The sequence below is a fragment of the Symbiobacterium thermophilum IAM 14863 genome (assembly GCF_000009905.1).
Lineage (GTDB): Bacteria > Bacillota > Sulfobacillia > Symbiobacteriales > Symbiobacteriaceae > Symbiobacterium > Symbiobacterium thermophilum.
In genome coordinates this window covers 3,530,574-3,551,930 of sequence record NC_006177.1, presented here as the reverse complement: position 1 = coordinate 3,551,930, position 21,357 = coordinate 3,530,574, and the positions used below count along the sequence as shown (strand labels likewise).

Annotated in this window: 22 protein-coding genes and 2 tRNA genes; 23 read left to right on the top strand and 1 reads right to left on the bottom strand. The window is 67.6% G+C overall.

Annotated features, from left to right (window positions below):
• Positions 1-408 carry a bactofilin family protein gene (locus STH_RS16575; RefSeq protein WP_043714426.1) on the top strand — a complete coding sequence of 136 codons (408 nt, stop codon included), beginning with the start codon at positions 1-3 and terminating at the stop codon, positions 406-408.
• A gap of 46 nt (positions 409-454) precedes the next feature.
• Here STH_RS16575 and yyaC read toward each other — a convergent pair whose 3' ends face one another.
• Positions 455-1,006, bottom strand: a complete 552-nt coding sequence (gene yyaC, locus STH_RS16570; RefSeq protein ID WP_011197436.1) for a spore protease YyaC — start codon at positions 1,004-1,006, stop codon at positions 455-457.
• 165 nt (positions 1,007-1,171) lie between these two features.
• On the opposite strand from yyaC, the gene STH_RS16565 reads away from it, so the two are divergent.
• The 22 genes from STH_RS16565 (at position 1,172) to STH_RS16460 (ending at position 21,323) form a co-directional block, all read left to right on the top strand.
• Entirely contained in the window at positions 1,172-1,717 is a 546-nt protein-coding gene (locus tag STH_RS16565; protein WP_011197435.1) for a tetratricopeptide repeat protein, read from the top strand.
• 42 nt (positions 1,718-1,759) lie between these two features.
• Positions 1,760-2,464, top strand: coding sequence for a CvpA family protein (locus tag STH_RS16560; protein WP_011197434.1), 705 nt, complete (start codon positions 1,760-1,762; stop codon positions 2,462-2,464).
• Complete coding sequence (locus STH_RS16555) at positions 2,452-2,676, top strand: DUF951 domain-containing protein (RefSeq protein ID WP_011197433.1); 225 nt, start codon at positions 2,452-2,454, stop codon at positions 2,674-2,676. Before STH_RS16560 ends, STH_RS16555 begins: the two co-directional genes overlap by 13 nt.
• A 157-nt stretch (positions 2,677-2,833) precedes the next feature.
• Complete coding sequence (gene rpsF, locus STH_RS16550) at positions 2,834-3,121, top strand: 30S ribosomal protein S6 (RefSeq protein ID WP_011197432.1); 288 nt, start codon at positions 2,834-2,836, stop codon at positions 3,119-3,121.
• 22 nt (positions 3,122-3,143) lie between these two features.
• Positions 3,144-3,563, top strand: coding sequence for a single-stranded DNA-binding protein (locus STH_RS16545; RefSeq protein WP_011197431.1), 420 nt, complete (start codon positions 3,144-3,146; stop codon positions 3,561-3,563).
• 21 nt (positions 3,564-3,584) lie between these two features.
• Positions 3,585-3,815, top strand: coding sequence for a 30S ribosomal protein S18 (rpsR, locus tag STH_RS16540; RefSeq protein ID WP_011197430.1), 231 nt, complete (start codon positions 3,585-3,587; stop codon positions 3,813-3,815).
• A gap of 88 nt (positions 3,816-3,903) precedes the next feature.
• Positions 3,904-4,956, top strand: coding sequence for a DUF2232 domain-containing protein (locus STH_RS16535; protein WP_011197429.1), 1,053 nt, complete (start codon positions 3,904-3,906; stop codon positions 4,954-4,956).
• A 2-nt stretch (positions 4,957-4,958) separates the two neighbouring features.
• Positions 4,959-5,405 (top strand): 50S ribosomal protein L9, encoded by a 447-nt coding sequence (gene rplI, locus STH_RS16530; RefSeq protein WP_043714423.1) that lies wholly within the window; start codon positions 4,959-4,961, stop codon positions 5,403-5,405.
• An 88-nt stretch (positions 5,406-5,493) separates the two neighbouring features.
• The gene (gene lonC, locus STH_RS16525; RefSeq protein WP_043716317.1) at positions 5,494-7,452 is read left to right on the top strand and encodes a Lon family ATP-dependent protease; all 1,959 of its coding nucleotides are present in this window, start codon (positions 5,494-5,496) and stop codon (positions 7,450-7,452) included.
• Between the two features lie 2 nt (positions 7,453-7,454).
• Positions 7,455-8,795, top strand: a complete 1,341-nt coding sequence (gene dnaB / locus STH_RS16520) for a replicative DNA helicase (RefSeq protein WP_011197426.1) — start codon at positions 7,455-7,457, stop codon at positions 8,793-8,795.
• Between the two features lie 195 nt (positions 8,796-8,990).
• Entirely contained in the window at positions 8,991-10,289 is a 1,299-nt protein-coding gene (locus STH_RS16515; protein WP_011197425.1) for an adenylosuccinate synthase, read from the top strand.
• 119 nt (positions 10,290-10,408) lie between these two features.
• A tRNA-Gly gene (locus tag STH_RS16510) sits at positions 10,409-10,482 on the top strand.
• A 35-nt stretch (positions 10,483-10,517) separates the two neighbouring features.
• Positions 10,518-10,593: transfer RNA gene (locus STH_RS16505), tRNA-Thr, on the top strand.
• 595 nt (positions 10,594-11,188) lie between these two features.
• Entirely contained in the window at positions 11,189-12,478 is a 1,290-nt protein-coding gene (gene ltrA, locus STH_RS16500) for a group II intron reverse transcriptase/maturase (protein ID WP_011194155.1), read from the top strand.
• Positions 12,479-12,580: 102 nt separating this feature from the next.
• The gene (locus tag STH_RS17650) at positions 12,581-13,294 is read left to right on the top strand and encodes a lytic transglycosylase domain-containing protein (RefSeq protein ID WP_148205617.1); all 714 of its coding nucleotides are present in this window, start codon (positions 12,581-12,583) and stop codon (positions 13,292-13,294) included.
• A gap of 133 nt (positions 13,295-13,427) precedes the next feature.
• Positions 13,428-14,735, top strand: a complete 1,308-nt coding sequence (locus STH_RS17645; RefSeq protein ID WP_011197423.1) for a M23 family metallopeptidase — start codon at positions 13,428-13,430, stop codon at positions 14,733-14,735.
• Positions 14,736-14,967: 232 nt separating this feature from the next.
• Positions 14,968-15,471 (top strand): YpiB family protein, encoded by a 504-nt coding sequence (locus STH_RS16485; RefSeq protein WP_011197422.1) that lies wholly within the window; start codon positions 14,968-14,970, stop codon positions 15,469-15,471.
• A 145-nt stretch (positions 15,472-15,616) separates the two neighbouring features.
• The gene (locus STH_RS16480; protein WP_011197421.1) at positions 15,617-16,534 is read left to right on the top strand and encodes a peptidase MA family metallohydrolase; all 918 of its coding nucleotides are present in this window, start codon (positions 15,617-15,619) and stop codon (positions 16,532-16,534) included.
• Between the two features lie 12 nt (positions 16,535-16,546).
• Complete coding sequence (locus STH_RS16475; protein WP_011197420.1) at positions 16,547-17,251, top strand: response regulator; 705 nt, start codon at positions 16,547-16,549, stop codon at positions 17,249-17,251.
• Between the two features lie 17 nt (positions 17,252-17,268).
• Complete coding sequence (locus tag STH_RS16470; RefSeq protein WP_043714421.1) at positions 17,269-19,050, top strand: sensor histidine kinase; 1,782 nt, start codon at positions 17,269-17,271, stop codon at positions 19,048-19,050.
• Positions 19,047-20,414: a two-component system activity regulator YycH gene (locus STH_RS16465; protein ID WP_011197418.1), complete on the top strand. Its 1,368-nt coding sequence runs from the start codon at positions 19,047-19,049 to the stop codon at positions 20,412-20,414. The genes STH_RS16470 and STH_RS16465 overlap by 4 nt, the downstream gene beginning before the upstream one ends.
• A 51-nt stretch (positions 20,415-20,465) precedes the next feature.
• Entirely contained in the window at positions 20,466-21,323 is an 858-nt protein-coding gene (locus STH_RS16460; RefSeq protein ID WP_043714418.1) for a two-component system regulatory protein YycI, read from the top strand.
• Positions 21,324-21,357: the final 34 nt, after the last annotated feature.

Genomic DNA, 21,357 nt, shown 5'->3' with positions numbered 1-21,357 from the left:
GTGTTCGGCAGTCGCAAGAAATCCACGGCGGACAACCTGTCCCACGGCAAGATCGAGACGCTGATCGGCGAGGGCACGCAGATCAAGGGAACGTTCCAGTCGTCCGGCGTCGTGCGGGTGGATGGCTTCCTGGAGGGCTCCATCGAGCACGACGGCGACCTGATCGTCGGGCCCAAGGGCCGGATTCAGGCCACCATCAAGGCGAGGAGCCTCGCGACGGCCGGCGAGATCCACGGCGACGTCGAGGTGGCGGAGAAGCTGGAGCTCCTGCCCGGCGCGCACCTGAAGGGGGACGTGCGCTGCGGCCATCTGGTCATCCACGAGGGGGCGCGCTTTCACGGCCGCAGCCTCATGTCTGTGACAGACTCGGCCGAGCCGCCCCAGCCCGACAGGTCCCCGGGGGATTGAACAGCGCCAAGTCGCCCGCCCTGTGCAAGCAGGACGGGCGATCACGTCACTGTTCCTGACGGCGCGGGCCGTGCCGCATGAGCAGCGCCCGCAGGCCCTGCTCCAGACCGGCGGCCGCGACCTGGGCCATGCGCATGACCAGGCTGAGCCGGGTGTTCTGCAGGACAAAATATTCCATGAACCCCCCCACGTTTACCACGCCGGTCAGGTACACGTCGCCCGCAGGAGGAAGCGACTTGCTTACGCCCGCGCCCGGGCGAAGGCTGCCGGAACCGACGGCGAGAAACCCTACCGACTCGGCCCTGCCCAGGCAGGCGTCGACCGCGAGCACGAGGGGCCGCCGGAAGTTCCGCGCGACCCAGGCGAGGGCTTCGGTCAGGTTACCGGCGTGGACCGGCTTGTCCAGCGTCCCGAGAACCGTGACGCCTTCCGGCAGGGCGACGGCGAGCCGGCTGCCCACCAGCGGGCCCAGGGCGTCGCCGATCGATCGGTCGGTCCCGATGCACAGGGCCACCAGACCGTCACAGCGGTGGATCAGCCCGGCGGCGCACCTTTCCACTGCGGCTGCAATCACCGCAGGGGCGCCCGCGTCGTCCATATGAATGCGCGTCTCCCCCGGAGGAGAGGCTGTGCGCCGTGCGGACAAGTTGCCACCCTCACCCAAGTCCCTTCCCTCCGACTCCGGTCCCTGGGACCGTGGTACAGGGAAGTATACTGCAATGCCTGGCAGCCTATGTGCAGCCAGCAGCCACAGGAGGCGCTTATGGAACACGACGAGCGGTCAGCGATCCTGAAGGAGGCGGATGACCTGTACGCCAGGGGGAACCTGGAGGAGGCGCTGGAGCGCTACCGGCGGGTCCTGGCGGAGGACGAGACCGTCGCCTGGGCCCACAGCCGCACCGGGGCCATCCTCGCCCAGCTGGGCGACCTGGACGCGGCGGAGGTCCACCTGCGCCGCGCTATTGAGCTCGATCCAAAACTGCCCCAGGCGTACAGCAACCTCGGGAATCTGGACTACTCCCGCGGGGCTTACGAAGCCGCCCTGGAGAAGTACAAGAAGGCCGTGGAACTGGACCCCGACAACCCCACCTTCTACGAGAACCTCCATGCGGCGTACAAGCGGCTCGGGAAGGTGTACGAGGCCGTGGAGGCGATCAAGAAGGCCCAACGGCTGAAGCGATCCCAATTCCGGCAGGAGGCCGGGCAGGACATGGCCAACATGAGCGGGAGCCTCAAGCGCCGGCTGGGCTGCCTGCCGACCGGCGTGCTGCTCGCGCTGGCCGTTCTGGGCCTGGCCATCTGCCTCTGAGCCAACCTGCCGCCGGTCCGCTGCGGCGAAGGTAGGGATATCATGGACCTGAGTGCGATGAGCCCCCTGGATTGGGTGGTGGTCGTCATCCTGCTCCTGGCCGTGGGCGCCGGGTGGGTGCGGGGCATCGTGCGCGTGCTCCTGGGGTTCCTGTCCTTCCTGGCTGCGGTCATGATCGCCGGACGGGCAACGGGCCCGGTTGTGGCCTGGCTGGACGGGATGTGGAACCTGACCGGCCGGATTGCCGACGGGATCCTGGACCGCTCGGTCGACGCCGGCGGGGCATTGTCGGCGTCTCTGGACCAGGTGGCGATCCCGCAGCCGTACAAGGCGGCGCTGGTGCAGGACGTCGCCCGCGCCACCGCCGAGTCCGGTGAGGCGTCGGCCCTGGAGCTGGCCGCGCAGCAGATCGCCGAGGGCGCCGCCACGGCCGTCTGCTTTGTCCTCCTCGTCATCCTGCTCGCCGCGGCGCTGCGATGGCTGGGAAGCCTCTTCGCCGACGTGGTGCAGAGCCTGCCCATCGTCGGCCTGTCCGACCGGCTGCTGGGCGCCGCCGCCCTGGGCGCGGCGGCGGTCCTCGCGCTGAACCTGGTCCTGGTCTGGGTGATGCCCACCCTTTCGGTGTTCGGCCTGCGGGGGCTGGGCGAGTTGGTCAGCCAGTCGGTCACGCCGCCCTACCTGATCCAGGCGTTTGAATGGATGCGGCGGCTGGTCATCGGAGGAGGGTTGCGGCTGTGGAACGGGTAAGGTACGAGATCGGCGATCAGGTGCGGCTGAAGAAACCGCACCCGTGCGGGTCGAACCGGTGGGAGATCTACCGGACGGGCGTCGATTTCGGGTTGAAGTGCCTCGGCTGCGGGCACCGGGTCATGATCCCGCGGCCCAAGTTCGAGAAAGCCGTGCGCGAGCGCTTTCCGAAGGACCAGCTGGCGCAGGAGCAGCAGCAACCGCCGCAGTGACGTTCAGCCAGAGGCTTGCGCGGCCTGTCCGCGCGTGTTATATTGAGTTGGATGTGCACGCAGGTCGTGCCATCCCAGGGCGCAGCCCGCTGGGCTGCTGCCTCCCTGCTCCACTTCAGGTGGAGCCATCAGTCCACAGGGAGGAGGTGCTACCGTCGTGCGGAAGTATGAGATGATGGTGATCGCCCGTCCGGACCTGGATGAGGCGGGGCTTCAGGCCCTGTCCGACAAGATCGCCGAGCTGATCACCAGCAACGGCGGGACGGTCGAGAGCCAGGATGCCTGGAAGAAGCAGCGTCTCGCGTACGAGATCAAGCATCTGCGTGAGGGCTTCTACTCGGTCTTCAACTTCACCGGGGAGCCCCGCACCGCGAACGAGCTGAACCGCGTCCTGAAGATCACCGACGAGGTCGTCCGCTTCCTGATCGTCCGCCCCGCGGAGTAACGGGACACGAGGGGGTAAGGATGTGCTCAATTCCGTGGTCTTGATTGGCCGCCTTACCAAGGATCCTGAACTGCGGTACACGCCGTCGGGCAAGGCTGTTGCCACGCTGCGGCTGGCGGTGGACCGGGGAACCGTTAATCAACAGGGCGAGAGGGAGACGGACTTCATCGACATCGTCGTGTGGGAAAAGCAGGCCGAGACCGTCGCCAACTACCTGCAGAAGGGCCGGCTGGTGGCCGTGCAGGGCCGCCTGCAGATCCGGCAGTACACCACGCAGGACGGCCAGAAGCGGGAGAAGGCGGAGGTTGTCGCCACCACGGTCCGGTTCCTGGACAGCGCCCGCGACCACTCCGGCGGCGGGGGCGGCTTCTCCGGGCCCCGCCGGGAGGACGGCATGGGCAGCGAACTGACCCTGGGCGACGATGAAGATGTCCCCTTCTGAGATCAAAGGAGGACAGAACGCATGCGTCGTGAACGTGGTCGTCGCGCGAGGCGCCGTGTGTGCAGCTTCTGCGTCGACAAGATCGAGCACGTGGATTATAAGGATGCCGCCCGCCTGAAGCGGTACATCACCGAGCGGGGCAAGATCCTGCCCCGGCGCATCTCCGGCAACTGTGCCCGCCATCAGCGGCAGTTGACCGTGGCCATCAAGCGGGCCCGCATCATGGCCCTGCTGCCGTTTACCGTCGAGTAGACGGCCCGCGCAACGCAAAGAGGGGGGCACCGCGTCCGGCGGGCCCCCCTGTTCGCTCACCGATCACCTGCCCGAAGGAGCATACCGCATGGAAAGCCGATCGACGCGCGTGCAGGGACTGGTCTTCGGCGGTCTGATGGCGGCCATGACGGTCGTCTTCAGCCTGGTGCCGGGCCTCTCCGTGCTGATGCCGATCCCGCTGGTGCTGGCCTACGTCCGGTACGGCGGCCGCATCGCCGTCATGACCGCGACCGCAGCCACGCTGTTCACCATGGCGTTCACAGGCGTGGTCTCGGCCATCCTGGCCATCCCGGCCGGCATCTTGCCCGGTCTCGTCTTCGGCATGGGCTTCCGGCGCAAGTGGAAGCCGCTCACCATCGGCCTCGCGGCCGTTCTCACCTTCTTCTTGGGGTTCGCTCTGGAGTACGCGGTCACCCGCGTGGTCATGTTCGACGGGCGCGACCCCTTCGTCGCCATGCTGGAGACCCCCGCCGTGCAGAACCAGGTGGAGATGATGGCGGGAGTGATGGAGCAGACAGCGGCGATGATCGAGTCCGCCGCGGCGGACGGCGCCGCCACCACCGCGCAGCAGCAGATGGCCCAGCAGTACCGGGACATGGCCGACCTGCTGCGCCGGGATGCGGTGGGCCTGGTCTGGACCCTGCTGCCGGCCTCGCTGTTCTTCGCCGGTGCGTTCAGCAGCTGGTTCAACTACATGCTCTGCAGGCTCATCCTCCCGCGCTTTGGCCACCCACTGCCTCCGTCGACCCCGTTCGCCGAGTTCCGGCTGCCGATCTGGGTTATCTGGGCCTACGCGCTCATCTCCCTGGCGGTGCCGCTGCTCGCCGGCGGAGACATGACGGCGCTGCCCTGGTGGGGCAAGCTGCTGCTCAACGTCTTTACGCCGCTCATGTTCATCCTCGTGCTGGCGGGGCTGGCTGTGGCTTACGGGTGGATGCGGAGGCGCGGGCTGGCGAAGGGCCTGGCCGTGCTGATCCTTGCCGTCGCGTTCCTGCTCCTCGGGCAGCTGGGGATGCAGCTGCTGGTGCTGCTGGCCATGTGGGACACGGTGTTTGACGTGCGCGGCCTGGGGCACGGCCTGTGGAAGCGAACGGAGGAGACCCGTCAACGGGAGGGATAGGCATGAAGGTGATCCTGAAGGCCGACGTCAAGGGGACCGGGAAAAAGGGACAGACCGTCGAGGTCGCGGACGGGTACGCGCGCAACTACCTGATTCCCCGGGGCCTGGCGGTGGCCGCCTCCGAGGGCGCCCTGCGTTCCATCGAGGCGGAGCGGAAGGCGCAGCAGGAGAAGCAGCAGCGGCAGGTCGCCGAGCTCTCCGCGCTGCGGGACCGGCTCGACGGCCAGACGATCCAACTGCGGGCGAAGTGCGGCGAGGGCGGCCGCCTGTTCGGCTCGGTCACCAACAAGGACGTCGCCGACGCCATCGCCCGCCACATCGGGAAGCCGTTCGACCGCAAGATGGTCGAACTGGACGCCCCGATCAAGACCCTGGGCGTCCACCTGGTGACGCTGCGGTTCGGCCACAACATCACCGGCAAGGTCAACGTGGAGGTCTTGCCCGAGTGACAGCCATCGGCCCGGCCGGCTGTGCCAGCCTGGGCCTTCGCTGATTGCGGTCCTCGCGTGGAAGGAGGTGTGGGCTTCGGCCGCTATGATGAAGGAATTCCTGGACAAGCTCATGCGCGGCGCCCAGCCGGAGGACGCGGAAGCCCTGAACCAGAGGCTCTCGGCCGAAGAGCGGCAGGCCCGGCAGGTCGGCGCGCTCTTCAACGTGCTCATGGGCGTCTGGGGGCCGGAGCGTCTGGTGGTCAAGGCCGGCAAGCTGGACGCCCTCGGGCTGATGAAGTCCGAGAAGGTGGAGGAGCAGGTGCTGGCCCTGCAGCGCCTCGTCTATGAGGACCCGACGCTCGACACCGTCCCGGACCCCCGGGAACTGCCGGAGATCCTGGACCAGCTGGAGGACGCTGTGGCTGACCTGGCGGCCCGGCGCACGGTGGAGGACCGGATCGAGCGGAAGATCCAGACCCGCATGCAGGAGCGGCAGGATGACTACTACCGGGAGATCAAGCAGCAGGTGCTGAAGGAGGAGGCCGGGCCCGAGACCAGCTCGACGATGAAGCGGCTGGAGTGGCTCGAGTCGCTGGAGAAGAAGTCGCTGCACCGCAGCGCGGCGGAGCTGCTCCGCCCGCGCGCGCTGGAGGAGGTCGTGGGCCAGGACCGGGCGATCCAGGCCCTGCTGGCCAAGGTCGCCTCTCCGTTCCCGCAGCACGTCATCCTCTACGGCCCGCCCGGGGTCGGCAAGACGACTGTGGCCCGGCTGGTGCTGGAGAAGGCCAAGACGATGCCGCACACTCCGTTTGCGGAGGACGCGCCCTTCGTGGAGGTGGACGGCACGACCCTGCGGTGGGACCCCCGGGAGGTGACGAACCCGCTGTTGGGCTCCGTGCACGATCCCATCTACCAGGGCGCCCGGCGTGACCTGGCGGAGAGCGGTGTTCCCGAGCCGCGCACCGGGCTGGTGACCGACGCGCACGGCGGGGTGCTCTTCATCGACGAGATCGGCGAGATGGATCCGCTGCTCCAGACGAAGCTGCTGAAGGTGCTGGAGGATAAGCGGGTTACCTTCGAATCCAGCTATTACGACGAGAACGACCCCAACGTGCCCAAGTACATCAAGAAGCTGTTCGAGGAGGGGGCGCCGGCCGACTTCGTGCTGATCGGCGCGACCACCCGGGATCCCGAAGACATCAACCCGGCCCTGCGTTCCCGCTGCGCAGAAGTCTTCTTCGAGCCGCTCACCCCCGAGGACATTGCGCTCATCGTCCGCCAGGCCGCGGAGAGGATCGGCGCGCACCTCGCCGCCGGGGTGGAGGCCATCATCGCCGACTACACCATCGAGGGACGCAAGGCGGTGGGCATCCTGGCTGACGCCTACGGCCTCGCCCTGTACCGGGCGGCGGAGGCCGGGAAGGAGAACGAGCCCATCACCATCACCCAGGAGCTGGTCTACGAGGTCATCCAGTCCAGCCGGCTGTCGCCCTACGTCACCCGCAAGGCGTCGCCCACGGCGGAGGTGGGGCGCATCTTCGGGCTGGGCGTGCTGGGCTTTGTCGGCTCGGTGCTGGAGATCGAGGCGGTCGCCTTCCCGGCGCGGGAGCCGGGCAAGGGCGTGCTGCGCATCAACGACACCGCGGGCTCCATGACCAAGGACTCGCTGTTCAACGCGGCTGCGGTGGTCCGCAGGGTCACCGGCGAGGACCTGTCCAACTGGGATGTGCACGTGAACGTCATCGGCGGCGGCCGGATCGACGGCCCCAGCGCCGGCACGGCCATCTACCTGGCGATGATCTCGGCGATGCAGGGGCGCCCGATCCGGCAGGACGTCGCCATCACCGGTGAGGTCTCGATCCGCGGCGGCATCCGGGCCGTGGGCGGTATCTATGAGAAGATCTACGGCGCCAAACAGGCGGGCATGGCCCGGGTGGTGCTGCCCGAGGAGAACCGCAAGGACGTACCGCAGCAGGTGCCGGGCATCGAGGTCTGCTTCGCCTCCACCATCGAGGAGGCGATGCGCCTGGTTATGGCCGCGCCCGGCGGTGAGGGGGCGAGCTAGCCGTGAACGCCTTCAGTGAGCGGGTTCCACCCCAGAACCTCGAGGCGGAGCAGTCTGTCCTGGGCGCAATGCTGATCGACCGGGAGGCGGTGGTCGCCGTCGCCCACAAGCTGGTGCCCGAGGACTTTTACGCCGACCGGCACCAGCACCTGTTCGCCGCCATGCTCGCGCTGTACAACCGCGGGGAGCCGGTGGATCCGATCACGGTGCAGGACGAGCTCATCCGCACCGGCCAGCTGGAGGAGGTGGGCGGGCTCACCTACCTGACGAGCCTGATCAACCTGGTGCCCACCACCGCCAACGTCCTGCAGTATGCGGAGATCGTGGAGTCGAAGGCGATTCTCCGCCGGCTGCAGACGGCGGCGCGGCGCATCGTGGACGAGTGCTACATCGCGGAGGATGTGGACCAGACGCTGCAGGAGGCGGAGAAGTCGATCTTCGCCGTGACCCAGCGCCGGTCCGCCCGGGGGTACCTGCACATCCGCGACGCCCTGGTCACCGCCTACGGCCACCTGGAGCATCTCTACTCCACCAAGGGCCGGACCACCGGCGTACCTTCCGGCTACCGGGACCTGGACGCGATGACGTCGGGCTTTCAGCCCTCGGACCTGATCATCGTCGCCGCACGCCCGTCGGTGGGCAAGACCGCCTTCACCCTCAACATCGCGCGCAACGCCGCGGTGCAGGCCAAAGCGAAGGTGATCTTTTTCTCCCTGGAGATGTCCGCGGAGCAGCTGGCCCTGCGCCTCCTGGCATCGGAGGCCACGGTGGATGGCCACAAGCTGCGCACCGGGCAACTGCAGGACCAGGACTGGCACAAGCTGGGCACGGCGCTCTCGGTGCTGGGCGAGAGCGACATCTACATCGACGATACGCCCAACATCCCCCTGCAGGAGATGCGGGCGAAGGCGCGCCGGCTGGCGCAGGAGCACGGTCTCGATCTGATCATCGTCGACTACCTGCAGCTGATGTCGCTGCCCCAGCGGCCGGGGCAGCAGGCCAACCGGCAGCAGGAGATTTCGGAGATCTCCCGGTCGCTGAAGGCGCTCGCCCGCGAGCTGAAGGTGCCGATCATCGCCCTGTCGCAGCTCTCCCGCTCGGTGGAGCAGCGGCAGGACAAGCGGCCGATGCTCTCGGACCTGCGTGAATCCGGCGCGCTGGAGCAGGACGCCGACGTGGTCGCGTTCCTCTACCGGGAAGACTACTATGACCAGAACACCGACAAGAAGGACATCGTGGAGGTCATCCTGGCCAAGCACCGCAACGGTCCCATCGGCACGGTGGAGCTGTACTTTGCCAAGGAGATCCAGCGGATGTACGGACGCGAGCAGCGGCGGCAGTAGCCAAGATTCCCGCGACGACGCGCGAATCTTTGACGTCGCGAGTTACGAACATTAGTATCCACAACTGTGGACAACGTTCGGCCGCTGCATTGACACCGCGAGTCGGCGGATGATACACTTTGCCAGGGAATCGGCCAGCGCGGACCGGGGCCCCCGCCACGGGGGCCCGGCGCGTTTCGTACGGGAGGTGCCGACATGCCAGTCGTAGTGGTGATGGGCGCGCAGTGGGGCGACGAGGGCAAGGGCAAGTTCGTCGACCTGCTGGCGGAGAGGGCGCAGGTGGTCGTTCGCTCGACCGGCGGGTCCAACGCCGGACACACTGTGTGGGCCGGCGGTAGGCAGTACAAGCTGCATCAGGTGCCTTCGGGCATCCTGTATCCCGGCACGCTGTGCGTGATCGGCCACGGCGTGGTGCTGGATCCGCCCAAGCTGCTGGAGGAGATGGACCGGCTGGCGAGCCAGGGCGTCGATCTTTCCAGCCTGCGGATCAGCGGCGGCGCGCATATCGTCTTCCCCTTCCACATCCGGCTGGACGAGGCGGAGGAGGACAGGAAGGGCGACCGGAAGATCGGCACCACACGGCGCGGCATCGGGCCGGCCTATATGGACAAGTTCGCCCGGGTCGGCATCCGCCTCGTCGACATGCTCGACCGCGACGAGTTCCTGCCCAAGCTGACGGCCCTGGTCGAGGAGAAGAACCGCATCCTGGAGAAGGTGTACGGCCTGCCGGGCTTCACCGTGGAGGAGATCGCGGAGCCGTACCTGGAGTACGCGGAGCGGCTGCGGCCGTACGTCGCGAACACGGTGGAGCTGGTCAACGATGCGATCGACGCAGGCAAGAACGTGCTGTTCGAGGGCGCGCAGGGCCACCTGCTGGACATCGACTTCGGCACGTACCCGTACGTGACTGCGTCGCACCCGATCGCCGCCGGAGCCATCATCGGCGCCGGCGTCGGGCCGACGAAGGTCTCCCGGGTGGTCGGCGTGGTCAAGGCGTACACCTCCCGCGTCGGCGAGGGGCCCTTCCCGACCGAACTGCACGGCGAGGAGGCGCACCGCATCCGCGAGGAGGGCCACGAGTACGGCACGACCACCGGCCGACCGCGCCGCATCGGCTGGCTCGACCTGGTGATGGTGCGCTACGCCTGCCGGGTCAGCGGCATCACTGACCTGGCCGTGCCGCACCTGGACACGCTGGCCAAGACGGGCCTGCCCACGCTGAAGGTCTGCGTCGGCTACCGGATGCCCGACGGCACGGTGACCCGGGAGTTCCCCGTCGGCCTGAAGGCGCTCAGCCAGGTCGAACCCGTGTACGAGGAACTGCCCAACTGGGAGTGGTCGGCGGAGATGAGCACCGCCAGGCAGTACGACGAGCTGCCGGAAGGCGCCCGGCGGTACGTCCGGCTGATCGAGGACGTCACCGGCGTCCGCGTCTCCATCCTGGGGGTGGGCAGCGAACGGACGCAGGCGATCTACCGCTCCGCCATCTTTTGATGCGGACGTGACTCTGGAATGCGCGCGCGGGACGGCTGGCAGCCGTCCCGCGATTTTCAAGCCGAAACCGCCTTGCATTCGGCAACGGGCGCCAGTATAATAGTCCTCGTCGAGGAGCCGCGGGTGTAGTTCAATGGTAGAACATCAGCTTCCCAAGCTGAGAACGTGGGTTCGATTCCCATCACCCGCTCCAGGTACGCGGAGACGGCACCCGTCTCCGTTTTCGCTGCCGATGTAGCTCAGCCGGTAGAGCAGCCGATTCGTAATCGGCAGGTCAGGGGTTCGAGCCCCCTCATCGGCTCCAGATGCCCCCGAGGTCCCAGAGACCTCGGGGGCCTTTTCGGTGTGCCCGGCATGGGCGCTGACTTGGCGGTGAAAGTCCGCTACGGGCGAGGCAGCACCAGCCCGTTAGCCAAAGGCAAGGGTGTCCGTCGTGAGGCGGAATCTGAAGGAAGCCCGAGGCAAAGCCACGACCCGAGGAACACGAACCCCATAGGAGGCTGTGCCGCTCGGGTGAGCTGGCCGAACACAGCAAAACCCGAAGCTGCCAAAGGGCGGTGCGGTAGATGGGGCGGGTGCGGGGTGAAGGTCAGCGTTCTTACCCGGGGAGATCTGCCGGGAACGCCAGCAACGCTGGTAACCTGCGTCGGGAGACGCAGCTGAACCGGCAGAAGTCAGCAAAGGCCATAGTACCGGCAGGGGGACGCCCCAACCGGGAAGGGCCGAACGTCAGGAAAGGGGTGAACCCGTTGCGTTCGAGCAGCCCGCGACAAACGCAGAAGACCCCGAACGGGACCTGCTCGCCGGAGGTAGCGGTGAAGCCGCAAGGGACGGCGAGAGGGCGGAGTGGGCAGCCGGCACAAGACGGAACGTTACCCCGCGGGGAGCACAGCAACCTGATGGAGCAGGTGGTGGCCAGGGAGAACATGCTGGCCGCCCTGAAACGGGTGGAGCGGAACGGAGGCGCTCCCGGCGTGGACGGTGTCCCCACCGAACGGCTGCGGGACCAGATTCGCGTGGAGTGGAGCCGCATCCGTGAGGGACTGCTCCAGGGGACCTACAGACCGCAGCCAGTCCGCCGGGTCGAAATCCCGAAACCGGGCGGCGGCAAGCGGATGCTGGGGATTCCCACCGTGATGGACCGCCTGATCCAACAGGCACTCCTGCAAGTACTGACGCCGATCTTTGACCCGACATTCTCCGAATCCAGCTACGGCTTTCGGCCGGGGCGGCGGGGTCATGATGCGGTCAGGAAGGCACGTCAGTACGTGGAGGAAGGGTACGACTGGGTCGTGGACATGGACCTGGAGAAGTTCTTCGACCGGGTCAACCACGACGTGCTGATGGCCCGCGTGGCGCGGCGGGTAACGGATAAGCGTGTGCTGCGGCTGATCCGGCGGTACTTACAGGCTGGGGTCATGCTGAACGGGGTAGTCGTGGCGACGGAGGAAGGGACGCCGCAGGGCGGTCCGCTGAGCCCGCTGCTGGCGAACATCCTGCTGGATGACCTCGACAAGGAGCTGGAGCGCCGCGGGCACCACTTCGTCCGGTACGCCGATGACTGCAACATCTACGTCCGCAGCAAGCGGGCGGGAGAACGGGTCTACAGGAGCGTGCGCCACTTCCTGCAGGAGCGGTTACGGCTGAAGGTCAACGAGGAGAAGAGCGCAGTGGACCGGCCGTGGAAGCGGCAGTTCCTCGGGTTTAGTTTCTACAAGCACCGGGGAGTGCGCATCCGGCTGGCCCCGAAGAGCCTGAAGCGCGTGAAGGACAAGCTCCGCACGCTGACGGACCGCAACCGCAGCCAGAGCATGGAGGACCGAATCCGGCGCCTGAATGCTTACTTGCGGGGCTGGGTTGGGTACTATGCGCTCTCCGATGCCAGGTCAGCCTTTGAAAGACTCGAAGGATGGCTGAAGCGTCGGCTGCGAGCATGCGTATGGAAGCAGTGGAAGCGTGTACGCACGCGCTTTCGGGAGTTGCGCGCCCTCGGTTTGCCCGAATGGGTAGTCCACCAACTCGCCAACAGCCGCAAAGGCCCGTGGCGGATGGCAGGTGGCCCACTAAACAGCGCCCTGGGCGACGCCTACTGGCGTGCCCAGGGGCTGATAAGCCTGACCGAATGCTATGAAGCGACTCGTCAATCCTGGCGAACCGCCGGATGCGGACCCGCATGTCCGGTGGTGTGAGAGGACGGGGGCTAGCCGCCCCCTCCTACTCGATTGCTTCGCGACAGGCTTCGACAAATTTCGCGCCCGGCGCATGGTAAAGTCTTCCTGAGGTGGGAATTCATGAGAAGCGACCGTGCCCGCAGGAGGTTCCGGGCGCGCCGCCTGCGCCGTGACCTCATGGCGCTGGTGGTGTTCCTGTTCATCTTTGCGCTGAACGGCATGCAGGGCCGGCTGGAGGCCGCCGGCGTACCGCAGGCCCTGGGCCCGGTGGAGCCCACGATCCCCGAGCACGACCTGATGCTCGCCCAGCGGCGGGCGGAGGCGGCGCGGCGAAGCGCATCCCTGGTCGCCCGGGAAGCGGAGGAGGCGGCGGCTGATTTGACGGCAGCCCAGCGGCAGCTGGCGCGACAGGCGGATGCCGAGCGGCGTCGGGATCTGGAGCGCATCGCCGACCTGGTGCCCCCCGAGTTCCGCCAGATGGTGCTCGATCTTTCCGCCCAGTACGGGGTCGACCCGCGCCTGGTCGCCGCGGTGGGTCACGTGGAGAGCCGGTGGAACCCGCGAACGGTCGGGACGCATAACGATACAGGACTGATGCAGATCCTGCCCGGTACCGCGCAGTGGATTGCCAGCCGCCTGGGCTGGACGGAGTACGACCTCTTCGACCCGTGGACCAACTTGCACATGGGCATCTGGTACCTGCAGGCGCTTTACCGGGAGTACGGTTCCTGGGACAAGGCCCTGGCCGCGTACAACGGTGGCCCGAGGCAGGCCCACCTGGGGGCGGATCATCCCTACGTCGGCCGGGTGATGCGCGTCTACGCGGCCCATTAACGAATGGGACATCCATACAGACCATAGAAAAAGTGTCAGGCAGTGGTTCCGCGTTCTCCGGAAACCTGGCAGGAAATACACCATACAAAGCGAAACTATATACCTCGTCATGCATTGAGGAGGTGGACCCGCCTTGCCACGCCGTCCCCTGTTGCTGGTGGTGCTCGCAGCGATCATCAGTCTAGGTCTCGCAGCCGACCTTGGCGTACGGAATCTGCAACGCTCACAGCCGGCAGCAGCGGCGGATGGGCAGGAGACGGGAACCGGCACGGCCGGCGCGGAGCCCGATCAGCTGGCCAGTGCGGACACCACTGACCGGGAACGGCTGGACATCGCCTCGCGCCAGGCGCAGGGGCCCAGGACCGCGCGCGATCCGCTGGGCGAGCCCGCGGCGGCCCAGGTGGTCGAGATGAAGAAGGCCGCCGTCATCACCGTGAACGGCGAGCCCGTGGTTGCCGTCGCAGACGAGGCGGCGGCCCGGGAGGTCGTGGACACCATCCTCAATTCGTACCGGGAGTCGTACCTGAGCGACGCGACCGTCGTTGAAGAGCTCTCCTTCGCCGAAGCCGTCACCTGGGAGGAGGGTGAGGTGGCGGCGGACAGCATCAAGACGGTGGAGGAGGCCATCAACGTCCTGCTCCTGGGTACGGACAAGGTGGCCACCTACACGGTGGCGTCCGGCGACACGGCCTGGGACATCGCCCTGGAGTACGGCCTCACCACCGACCAGCTGGCCAAGGCCAATCCCGGCGTCGACATTGAGCTGTTGCAGATCGGTCAGCAGCTGACCATCACCTACAAAGAGCCCTACGTGCACCCCCAGTCGGTGTCACAGCGGGTGGTGTACGAGAGCATTCCATTCGCGGAGCAGCGGATCGAAGATGACACCTTGTGGCCGTGGGAGTCGGTGGTGGTCACGCCCGGCCGCTCGGGGACACGGGAGAAGGTTATCCGCGAGCGCCGGCAGGACGGCCAGATCGTCAGCACCGAGGTCCTGTCGAGCCGCGTCACGGCGGAGCCGGTGACGCAGGTGCGCCGGGTCGGCGTCAAGCAGGTGCCGGATCTGGGCAGCGGGTCGCTGATCCTGCCCGTGGTCGGGGAGATCAGCTCGTACTACGGGCCGCGCTGGGGCACGTGGCACAACGGCATCGACATCGCCGTACCCCACGGCACGCCGGTGCGGGCGGCCGACAGCGGCATGGTCGTCTACCGGGGCTGGAACGGCAACTACGGCAACATGATCGAGATCGATCACGGCGGCGGGAAGATGGTCACCTGGTACGCCCACCTGTCGGGCTTCAACGTGTCGGTGGGCCAGCAGGTGAACAAGGGCGACATCATCGGCTACGTCGGCAGCACCGGGTACTCCACCGGTCCCCACCTGCACTTCGAGATCCGCATCGACGGGGATCCGGTGAACCCGCTGAACTACTATCCGTAACAGGGACAGGCCCGTTTCGGGCCGCCGGCACGTCCGCCGGCGGCCCCTTGGTTTGTGCGGGTCCCGGCTGCATGTGCTTCAGGCTCCATGGGGACGATAGTACAGGAGAGGGAAATCTCGCGCAGCCAGGCGCATCCCGGCAGAAGGAGACGGGGCGGGAGTGGTCGAATCATTCAGGAAAGTTTCTGCCCCATCTGTCCTGTGTCGAGTCCATCTCCAGGGAGGGTGCGAAATGGAGCGGCCCAGGGGGACGAAGAGCAAGGCTGACCAGATCAAGGCTTTCCTTGAACAGTACCAGCCGAAGCTCTCGGAGGCGCGCGGATTTCTGCAGTTCATGCTTTCCAAGGAGGAGATCCTCCGTCGCACCGACCTGGTGTCCGACCTTACCGGTTACGACTGCGCGATCTTGGTGTCGGCCAAGGGTTCGGGCACGTGGCCGTTCCTGTTCCGGCGCGGGGAGAAGGTGTACACCAAGACCTCCCAGGCCGTGGTGGAACTGATGAAGTCGCTGCCGGAGCGCATCGGGCTCTGCCTGTCCACCGCCCCGCCGCCCTGGAGCGAGGAGCGGGAGGAGTTCCTCCGGATGCTGGCCCGCTGGCACGACGAGGTCTTCCATGAAGACCTGGAGCGCATGACCCGCCGGCAGGAGCTCCTGCGGCAGATCGACGGCGCGCTGGACCGGCGCGACCGGGAGCTGTTCGAGCAACTCTCGGCCGAACTGCGACGGATCGGCTGAACCCGCGAGACGCACCGCGGGCCCGTCCGAATGCGGACGGGCCCCTTTGCTTTGCCTGCCAAAGTCTGCGGATGGTTGCTGCGCAACGCTTCATCTATACTAGACTATGCTAACACGCAATCTTATCTGCTTAGGGGTTTATGGTATGAAAGGCCAACGCGTCGTGTGGCGGCTGCTCTCCGCCGTGGTGGCCGGCGCCCTCCTGCTCTGCGGGCTGGCGGGATGGCCCAGGGCACGGGCAGCCGTCTACCGTTATTACCGCCACCAGGGGAGGGTGCGGACCCTGGGCGGGCTGGCCGGATACCGTACCGCCGAATCGGGCCGGTTCGTCCTGTATTATCTGCCGGAGGACGGCGACCTCGCGGCGCTGATCCTGGAACAGGCCGAGGCGGTGTACGAACGGGTGGTGGCGGAGGTGGGATACCCGCCTGCGGAGCGGGTGCCCCTGATCCTCTACCCTGACCGGACGGCGCTGCGCGCGGCCTACGGCTGGGGCTCGGAGCAGAGCGCCGTGGGGGTCTACTGGCGCGGCACCGTAGGGTTACTGTCGCCGCGGGTGTGGATCGCGGCCGGCGACCCGGCCGAACTGGCGAGCGAGTTCCGCCGGTTGAGCCCGGTCGCCCATGAGCTGACCCATTACCTGCTAGATGAGCTGACCGAGGGCAACTATCCCCGCTGGTTCACCGAGGGGCTCGCCCAGTACGTGGAAGAGCTGGCGACGGGCTACGTGTGGCCGGAGGCCGCCGCGGCTCCGCTGGACCCGCCGCTGTACACCCTGTCTGAGCTCACCCGGCGGTTCGACGACCTGCCCGACCGGCCTCTGGCCTACCGCCAGAGCCATCTGCTGGTGGCTCACATCGCGGAGGCGCACGGGCGGCCGGGGCTCACCGGGCTCATTGCCCTCCTGGCCGAGGGCGTGCCCTTTGACCGGGCGGTGGAGACCGCCCTGGGGCGCAGCATGGCATCGATCTATGCCGACTGGCTGGATCAGGCCGAAGGGCGTTCCGCACAGGGAAGGAACGTACGCCTTTCGGAGCGAAAAGGCCTGCTGGAAGAGAGATAAGGAGAGGACGTTATGGCCGATCGCATCCTGGTCGTGGACGATGAACGCCCTATTGCCGAAATCCTGAAGTTCAGCTTCGAACGCGAGGGTTTTGAGGTGGAGATGGCCTTCGACGGCGAGGAGGCCGTGGCCAAGGCCCGTGCGTCTGACTTCGATCTCGTCATCCTTGACATCATGTTGCCCAAGCTGGACGGCTTCACGGTCTGCCGCGAGATCCGCCGCTTCTCCACCGTGCCGATCCTGATGCTGACGGCCAAAGAGGACGAGGTGGACAAGGTCCTGGGGCTGGAGCTGGGAGCGGACGACTACGTGACCAAGCCCTTCAGCCCCCGGGAGCTGATCGCGCGCGTGCGGGCGATCCTCAGGCGCACACGGGTGGCGGAGAGCAGCCGGTCGCGCACGGCTGCCGATGAGATCCTGCGCGAGGGCGACATCACCATCAACCTGACCAGCTACGAGGTGCGCAAGGGCGACAAGCTGCTGGAGCTGACCCCCCGGGAATTTGAGCTGCTCCGCTTCCTGATGGCCCACGCCGGCCAGGTCTTCTCGCGCGAGGCCCTGCTGGAGGAGGTCTGGGGCTATGACTACTACGGCGACGTGCGCACGGTGGACGTGACCGTGCGGCGGCTCAGGGAGAAGCTGGAGGAGAACTCTGCCAGGCCGGAGTACATCAAGACGCGGCGGGGGGTCGGCTACTACTTCCAGCGGTTCGACTGACGGAGAGGGTGGACGTTGTGTTCCGCAGCATTCAGGGGAAGTTGGTGGTGGTCTACCTCCTCCTGATCGTGGTGGCCATGGAGTTGGCGAGCCTCTACCTGATGCGCGAGCTGGAGCGCAGCTACATCGGCAAGGTCCAGGACGACCTGCACCAGAGCGCGCAGCTCCTGGCGGGGCAGCTCACCAACTTCTTCGCGGGCGACCGCCTCGACCCCGAGGCGGTTGACCAGTATATGGAACGCTGGCCGGGCGAGGTGCTGGTGCTCGACGCCAACGGCGTCGTCATCGGCGCTACGGCGCGCCTTTCCAACCGGGAGGAGCTCCTGGGGCTGAAGTTCAGCCATGACGACGTCTCCCCCGCGTTCTTCGGCAACACCAACCGGCGGATCGGCAAGGAAGGCTCACAGCGGATGGCCTACGAGGCGGTGCCGATCACCGTGGCCGACAACGTCGTCGGGGTGATCTACCTCAAGGACTCCCTGGAGGAGGCCTACGCCCGTCTACAGGATCTGCGGGACATCCTGCTGGTCGCGACGCTGGTGGCCATGGCCTCGACGGTGGTGCTGGGCGTGGCTCTGGCCCGCACGATCACGGGGCCGATCCGGGAGCTCACCCGCACCGCGGCGCTCATTGCCGGCGGCAACTTCGACCAGAAGATCCCCGTCCGGTCCGGCGATGAGATCGGCCAGCTGGCCGAGATGTTCAACCGGATGAGCCGGCAGCTGAAGGAGACGATGAGCGAGATCCAGGACGAGAAGAGCCAGGCCGAAGCCATCCTGACCCACATGGCCGACGGCCTGATGGCGCTCAACCGCGCCAGGCGCATCATCCGGCTCAACCCTGCTGCGCAGCGGATGTTCCAGATTCAGGAGCTGCAGGCGCTCGGCCGCCGCCCCGGAGAGCTGGCTGAGGGTTCGGGGCTGGAGGAGGCCCTGGAGGAGGCGTGGGATCGGAACAGCGCCCTGACCCGGCAGATCCGGCTGAAGGACCGGGTGCTGCAGGCCTACATCACCCCGCTGACCGGCGAGGGCCGTCACTCCGGCGGCACGGTCGTCGTCTTCCACGACATCACCGAGCTGGAGCGGCTGGAGAGCATGCGCCGGGAGTTCGTCGCCAACGTCTCGCACGAGCTCAAGACGCCCCTCACGACGGTCAAGAGCTACGTGGAGACCCTGCTGGACGGCGCCGCCGACGATCCGGAGGTGCGTGACCGTTTCCTGCGGGTGGTGGACGGGGAGACGGAGCGAATGGCCCGGCTGGTGCGGGATCTCCTGCGGCTGACCCAGATGGACGAGGGGACGCTCCGCTGGAACGTGAGGCCGCAAGACGTGGGCGAACTGGTGGCGGAAACGGTGGGGCGCCTGAGGGTGCAGGCGGACCGGAAGCGGCTCACCGTCCTGTGCGAGGTGGACCCGGAGACGCCGCCCGCCCTCTGCGACTATGACAAGATCCAGCAGGTGGTGATCAACCTGCTGGCCAACGCCATCGAGTTCACGCCCAACGGCGGCCAGATCCGGGTGAGCGTGGCGCCGGAGGGCGCGGATGCCGTGCGCGTCACCATCGCCGACACGGGGATCGGCATCCCGGCCCAGGACCTGCCCCGCATCTTCGAGCGCTTCTACCGGGTGGACAAGGCCCGCTCCCGCTCGATGGGGGGCACCGGGCTGGGCCTCTCCATCGCCAAGCAGATCGTCGAGCTGTCGGGCGGCGCCATCGCCATCGCGTCCGAGGTGGACCGGGGGACCACGGTCACCTTCACGCTGCCTGCGGCCCGGACTGCGGAGGTGAGACCGTCATGACGAAGCCTTCCGGCCGGGCGCGCGAGGTGCTGCTGGACCTCCTGCTGGCGGCGCTGGTGCTGACCAGCGTGGTGCTCACGGTCCGCGTCTGGTATCCGGAGCCGCTCTTCGGCGACAGCGACACCACCGAGCCGAGCCTGCAGCAGCAGCCGGTCCCCATCGTGCGGGAGATGCCGGAGATCTTCCGTCCCGAGCGTATCGTGGTCGCGCGGGCGGACGGCGGACGGGCGGAACTGCACGCCGGCTCTCCCACCTACAGCACCTCCTGGCAGCGGATCCGGAAGGCGCTCACCGGCCTGGACGTGCGGGGCGGCGCGACCCTGATCGATCAGGTGCCGCGGGGCGATGCCGGCGCGCCATCGCTGGAGCTCTTCCTGCCCACGGCGCTGCAGGTCGGCCAGTGGGCCGACCTGCTGCAGTGGCAGGCGCCGTTCCTGCGCAATGGGTCGATGCTGGTGGACCGGGTGATCGTGACCCTGGGGGAGCGGCCCGCGGTCTACCTTTCCGGGCCGCTCGGCTTTGAGCTGTACCTCGCGGACCTGCCGGAGGACCAGCGGGCGGCTCTGGTCGCCCACGTCGAACGGCTGGACCCGACGCTGTTCGGGCCGTACCGGGAGCTGGTCCTGGACGGGCTGCAGGTCACGGCCGCACCCGGGCTGATGGTGCCTGACGTGAAGGCCTGGCCGGCGGCGGAGGTCACGGTCCTGATGCCGGACCTGTGGGAGGAGGAGGCCCGTTACTTCCCGGACCTCAGCGTGGTCCGGCAGATCGACGAACAGGACGCCCGCAGCCTCACCGACGGCCGGAGGCTGCTCCGGATCACCGGGGCGGGCGTGCTGCAGTACCGGACCGCCGAGGGATCTGCTCCGGCCGCCTCGCCGGAGCTGGAACAGGCGCTGGAGGCGGCCGGGCAGTGGGTCGGCTCCCGGGGCGGCTGGCCCCAGGATGTGGTACTGCATCGGTACGAGCGGGACGCAGGCGTCGGCCGGCTTGCCTTCGAAGTTCATACCGGTGGGCGGTACCCGGTCCAGTCCCTGCCCGGCGCCATGCAGGTGCATGTCTCCGCCGCGGCGCGGGTGGTCTACTTCGAGCGCACCCCCACGGTGGCCAACGTGACGTTCGAGGAGGCCCTGCTTCCCCTCGTGCCCCCTGAGGACGCCCTGGCCCACGCCCTCCCCGCGGCGCCTCTGCTCTCGTCGGAACCGGTGCGGGCCATGTACCTGACGTACCTCCTCAGGCCTCCCGCCGGGGCCGGCGAGCCGTGGACGGCCGAGCCGACCTGGGTCATCCAGGCGGGCAGCACCGAGGTCTACGTCAACGCGGTCGCCCGGGAGTTCCCGCTGCCGCCCAAAGTCCTGCATTAGCGCAAACGGCCGTAACCTTTTCTGCGTCTGTTTCGTTTAGGGGGTGGGGAATTGGACTGGACGCGGGCACGCGCCATCCTGATCGCGGCCTTCACCGTGGTCAACCTGATCCTGGCGTACTCGCTCTGGGGGCCGAAGGGCGAACTGGATCCCGGCGAGCCCACCGCCCGGTCCCAACTGGTCCAGCTGCGCACCCGGCTGGATGAGCGGGGGCTCATCCTGCCCAACGCCGTTACCCTCCCCACCACGCCTCACCCCATGCGCTTCCTGCGGGTCGAGTTCCGGCCGAACCCCACCAAAGCGCCGCCGGTGGACGAACCCTCTGAAGGAGCGCCCGCCGCTTCCCGGCTGCGGTCCCGGTACGACGCGGCCGCGCGGGAGACGGTGCTGGAGCCTGTCGACGGGGCAGGCGGCACCCCGGTGGACCTGTCGGACCGGCTCCTGCTGCGCCAGGTGGCCGAGGACTTCCTGAGGGCGAACGGGCTCTTTCCGCATGACGTGCAGCTCTCGGGGATCTTCCTGCGGGAAAACGGAGCGATGGTGGAGTTCGTGCCCACCTACGACGGGTTGCCGGTCTTCTCGGGATACCTGCGGGTCTACCTGTCGCCGCAGGGGGTCGAGCGGGTCGCGCACCACTGGGTGGAGCCGGTGGGATTCAAGCCCGGAGCGCCGAAGGCGGTCCGGGCCGCGTCCGAGGCCCTGCTGCGCCTGGCCGGCCACCTCGAGCCCGGCGACGGCCAGGTCCGCACCATCGTGGACGTCCGGCTGGGCTACTATTCGGGACCTTCGGTGACGGTGCCCGGTGCGGAGGAGATCAGCGCCTGGGAGACGGTCCCGGTATGGCGCATCACGCTGGACAACGGTCAGGTCTATTATGTAAACGCCTTCAACGGTGAACTCGAATCATGACTTGGGTGCCCCAGTAAGTGTGGCCAGACCGGCA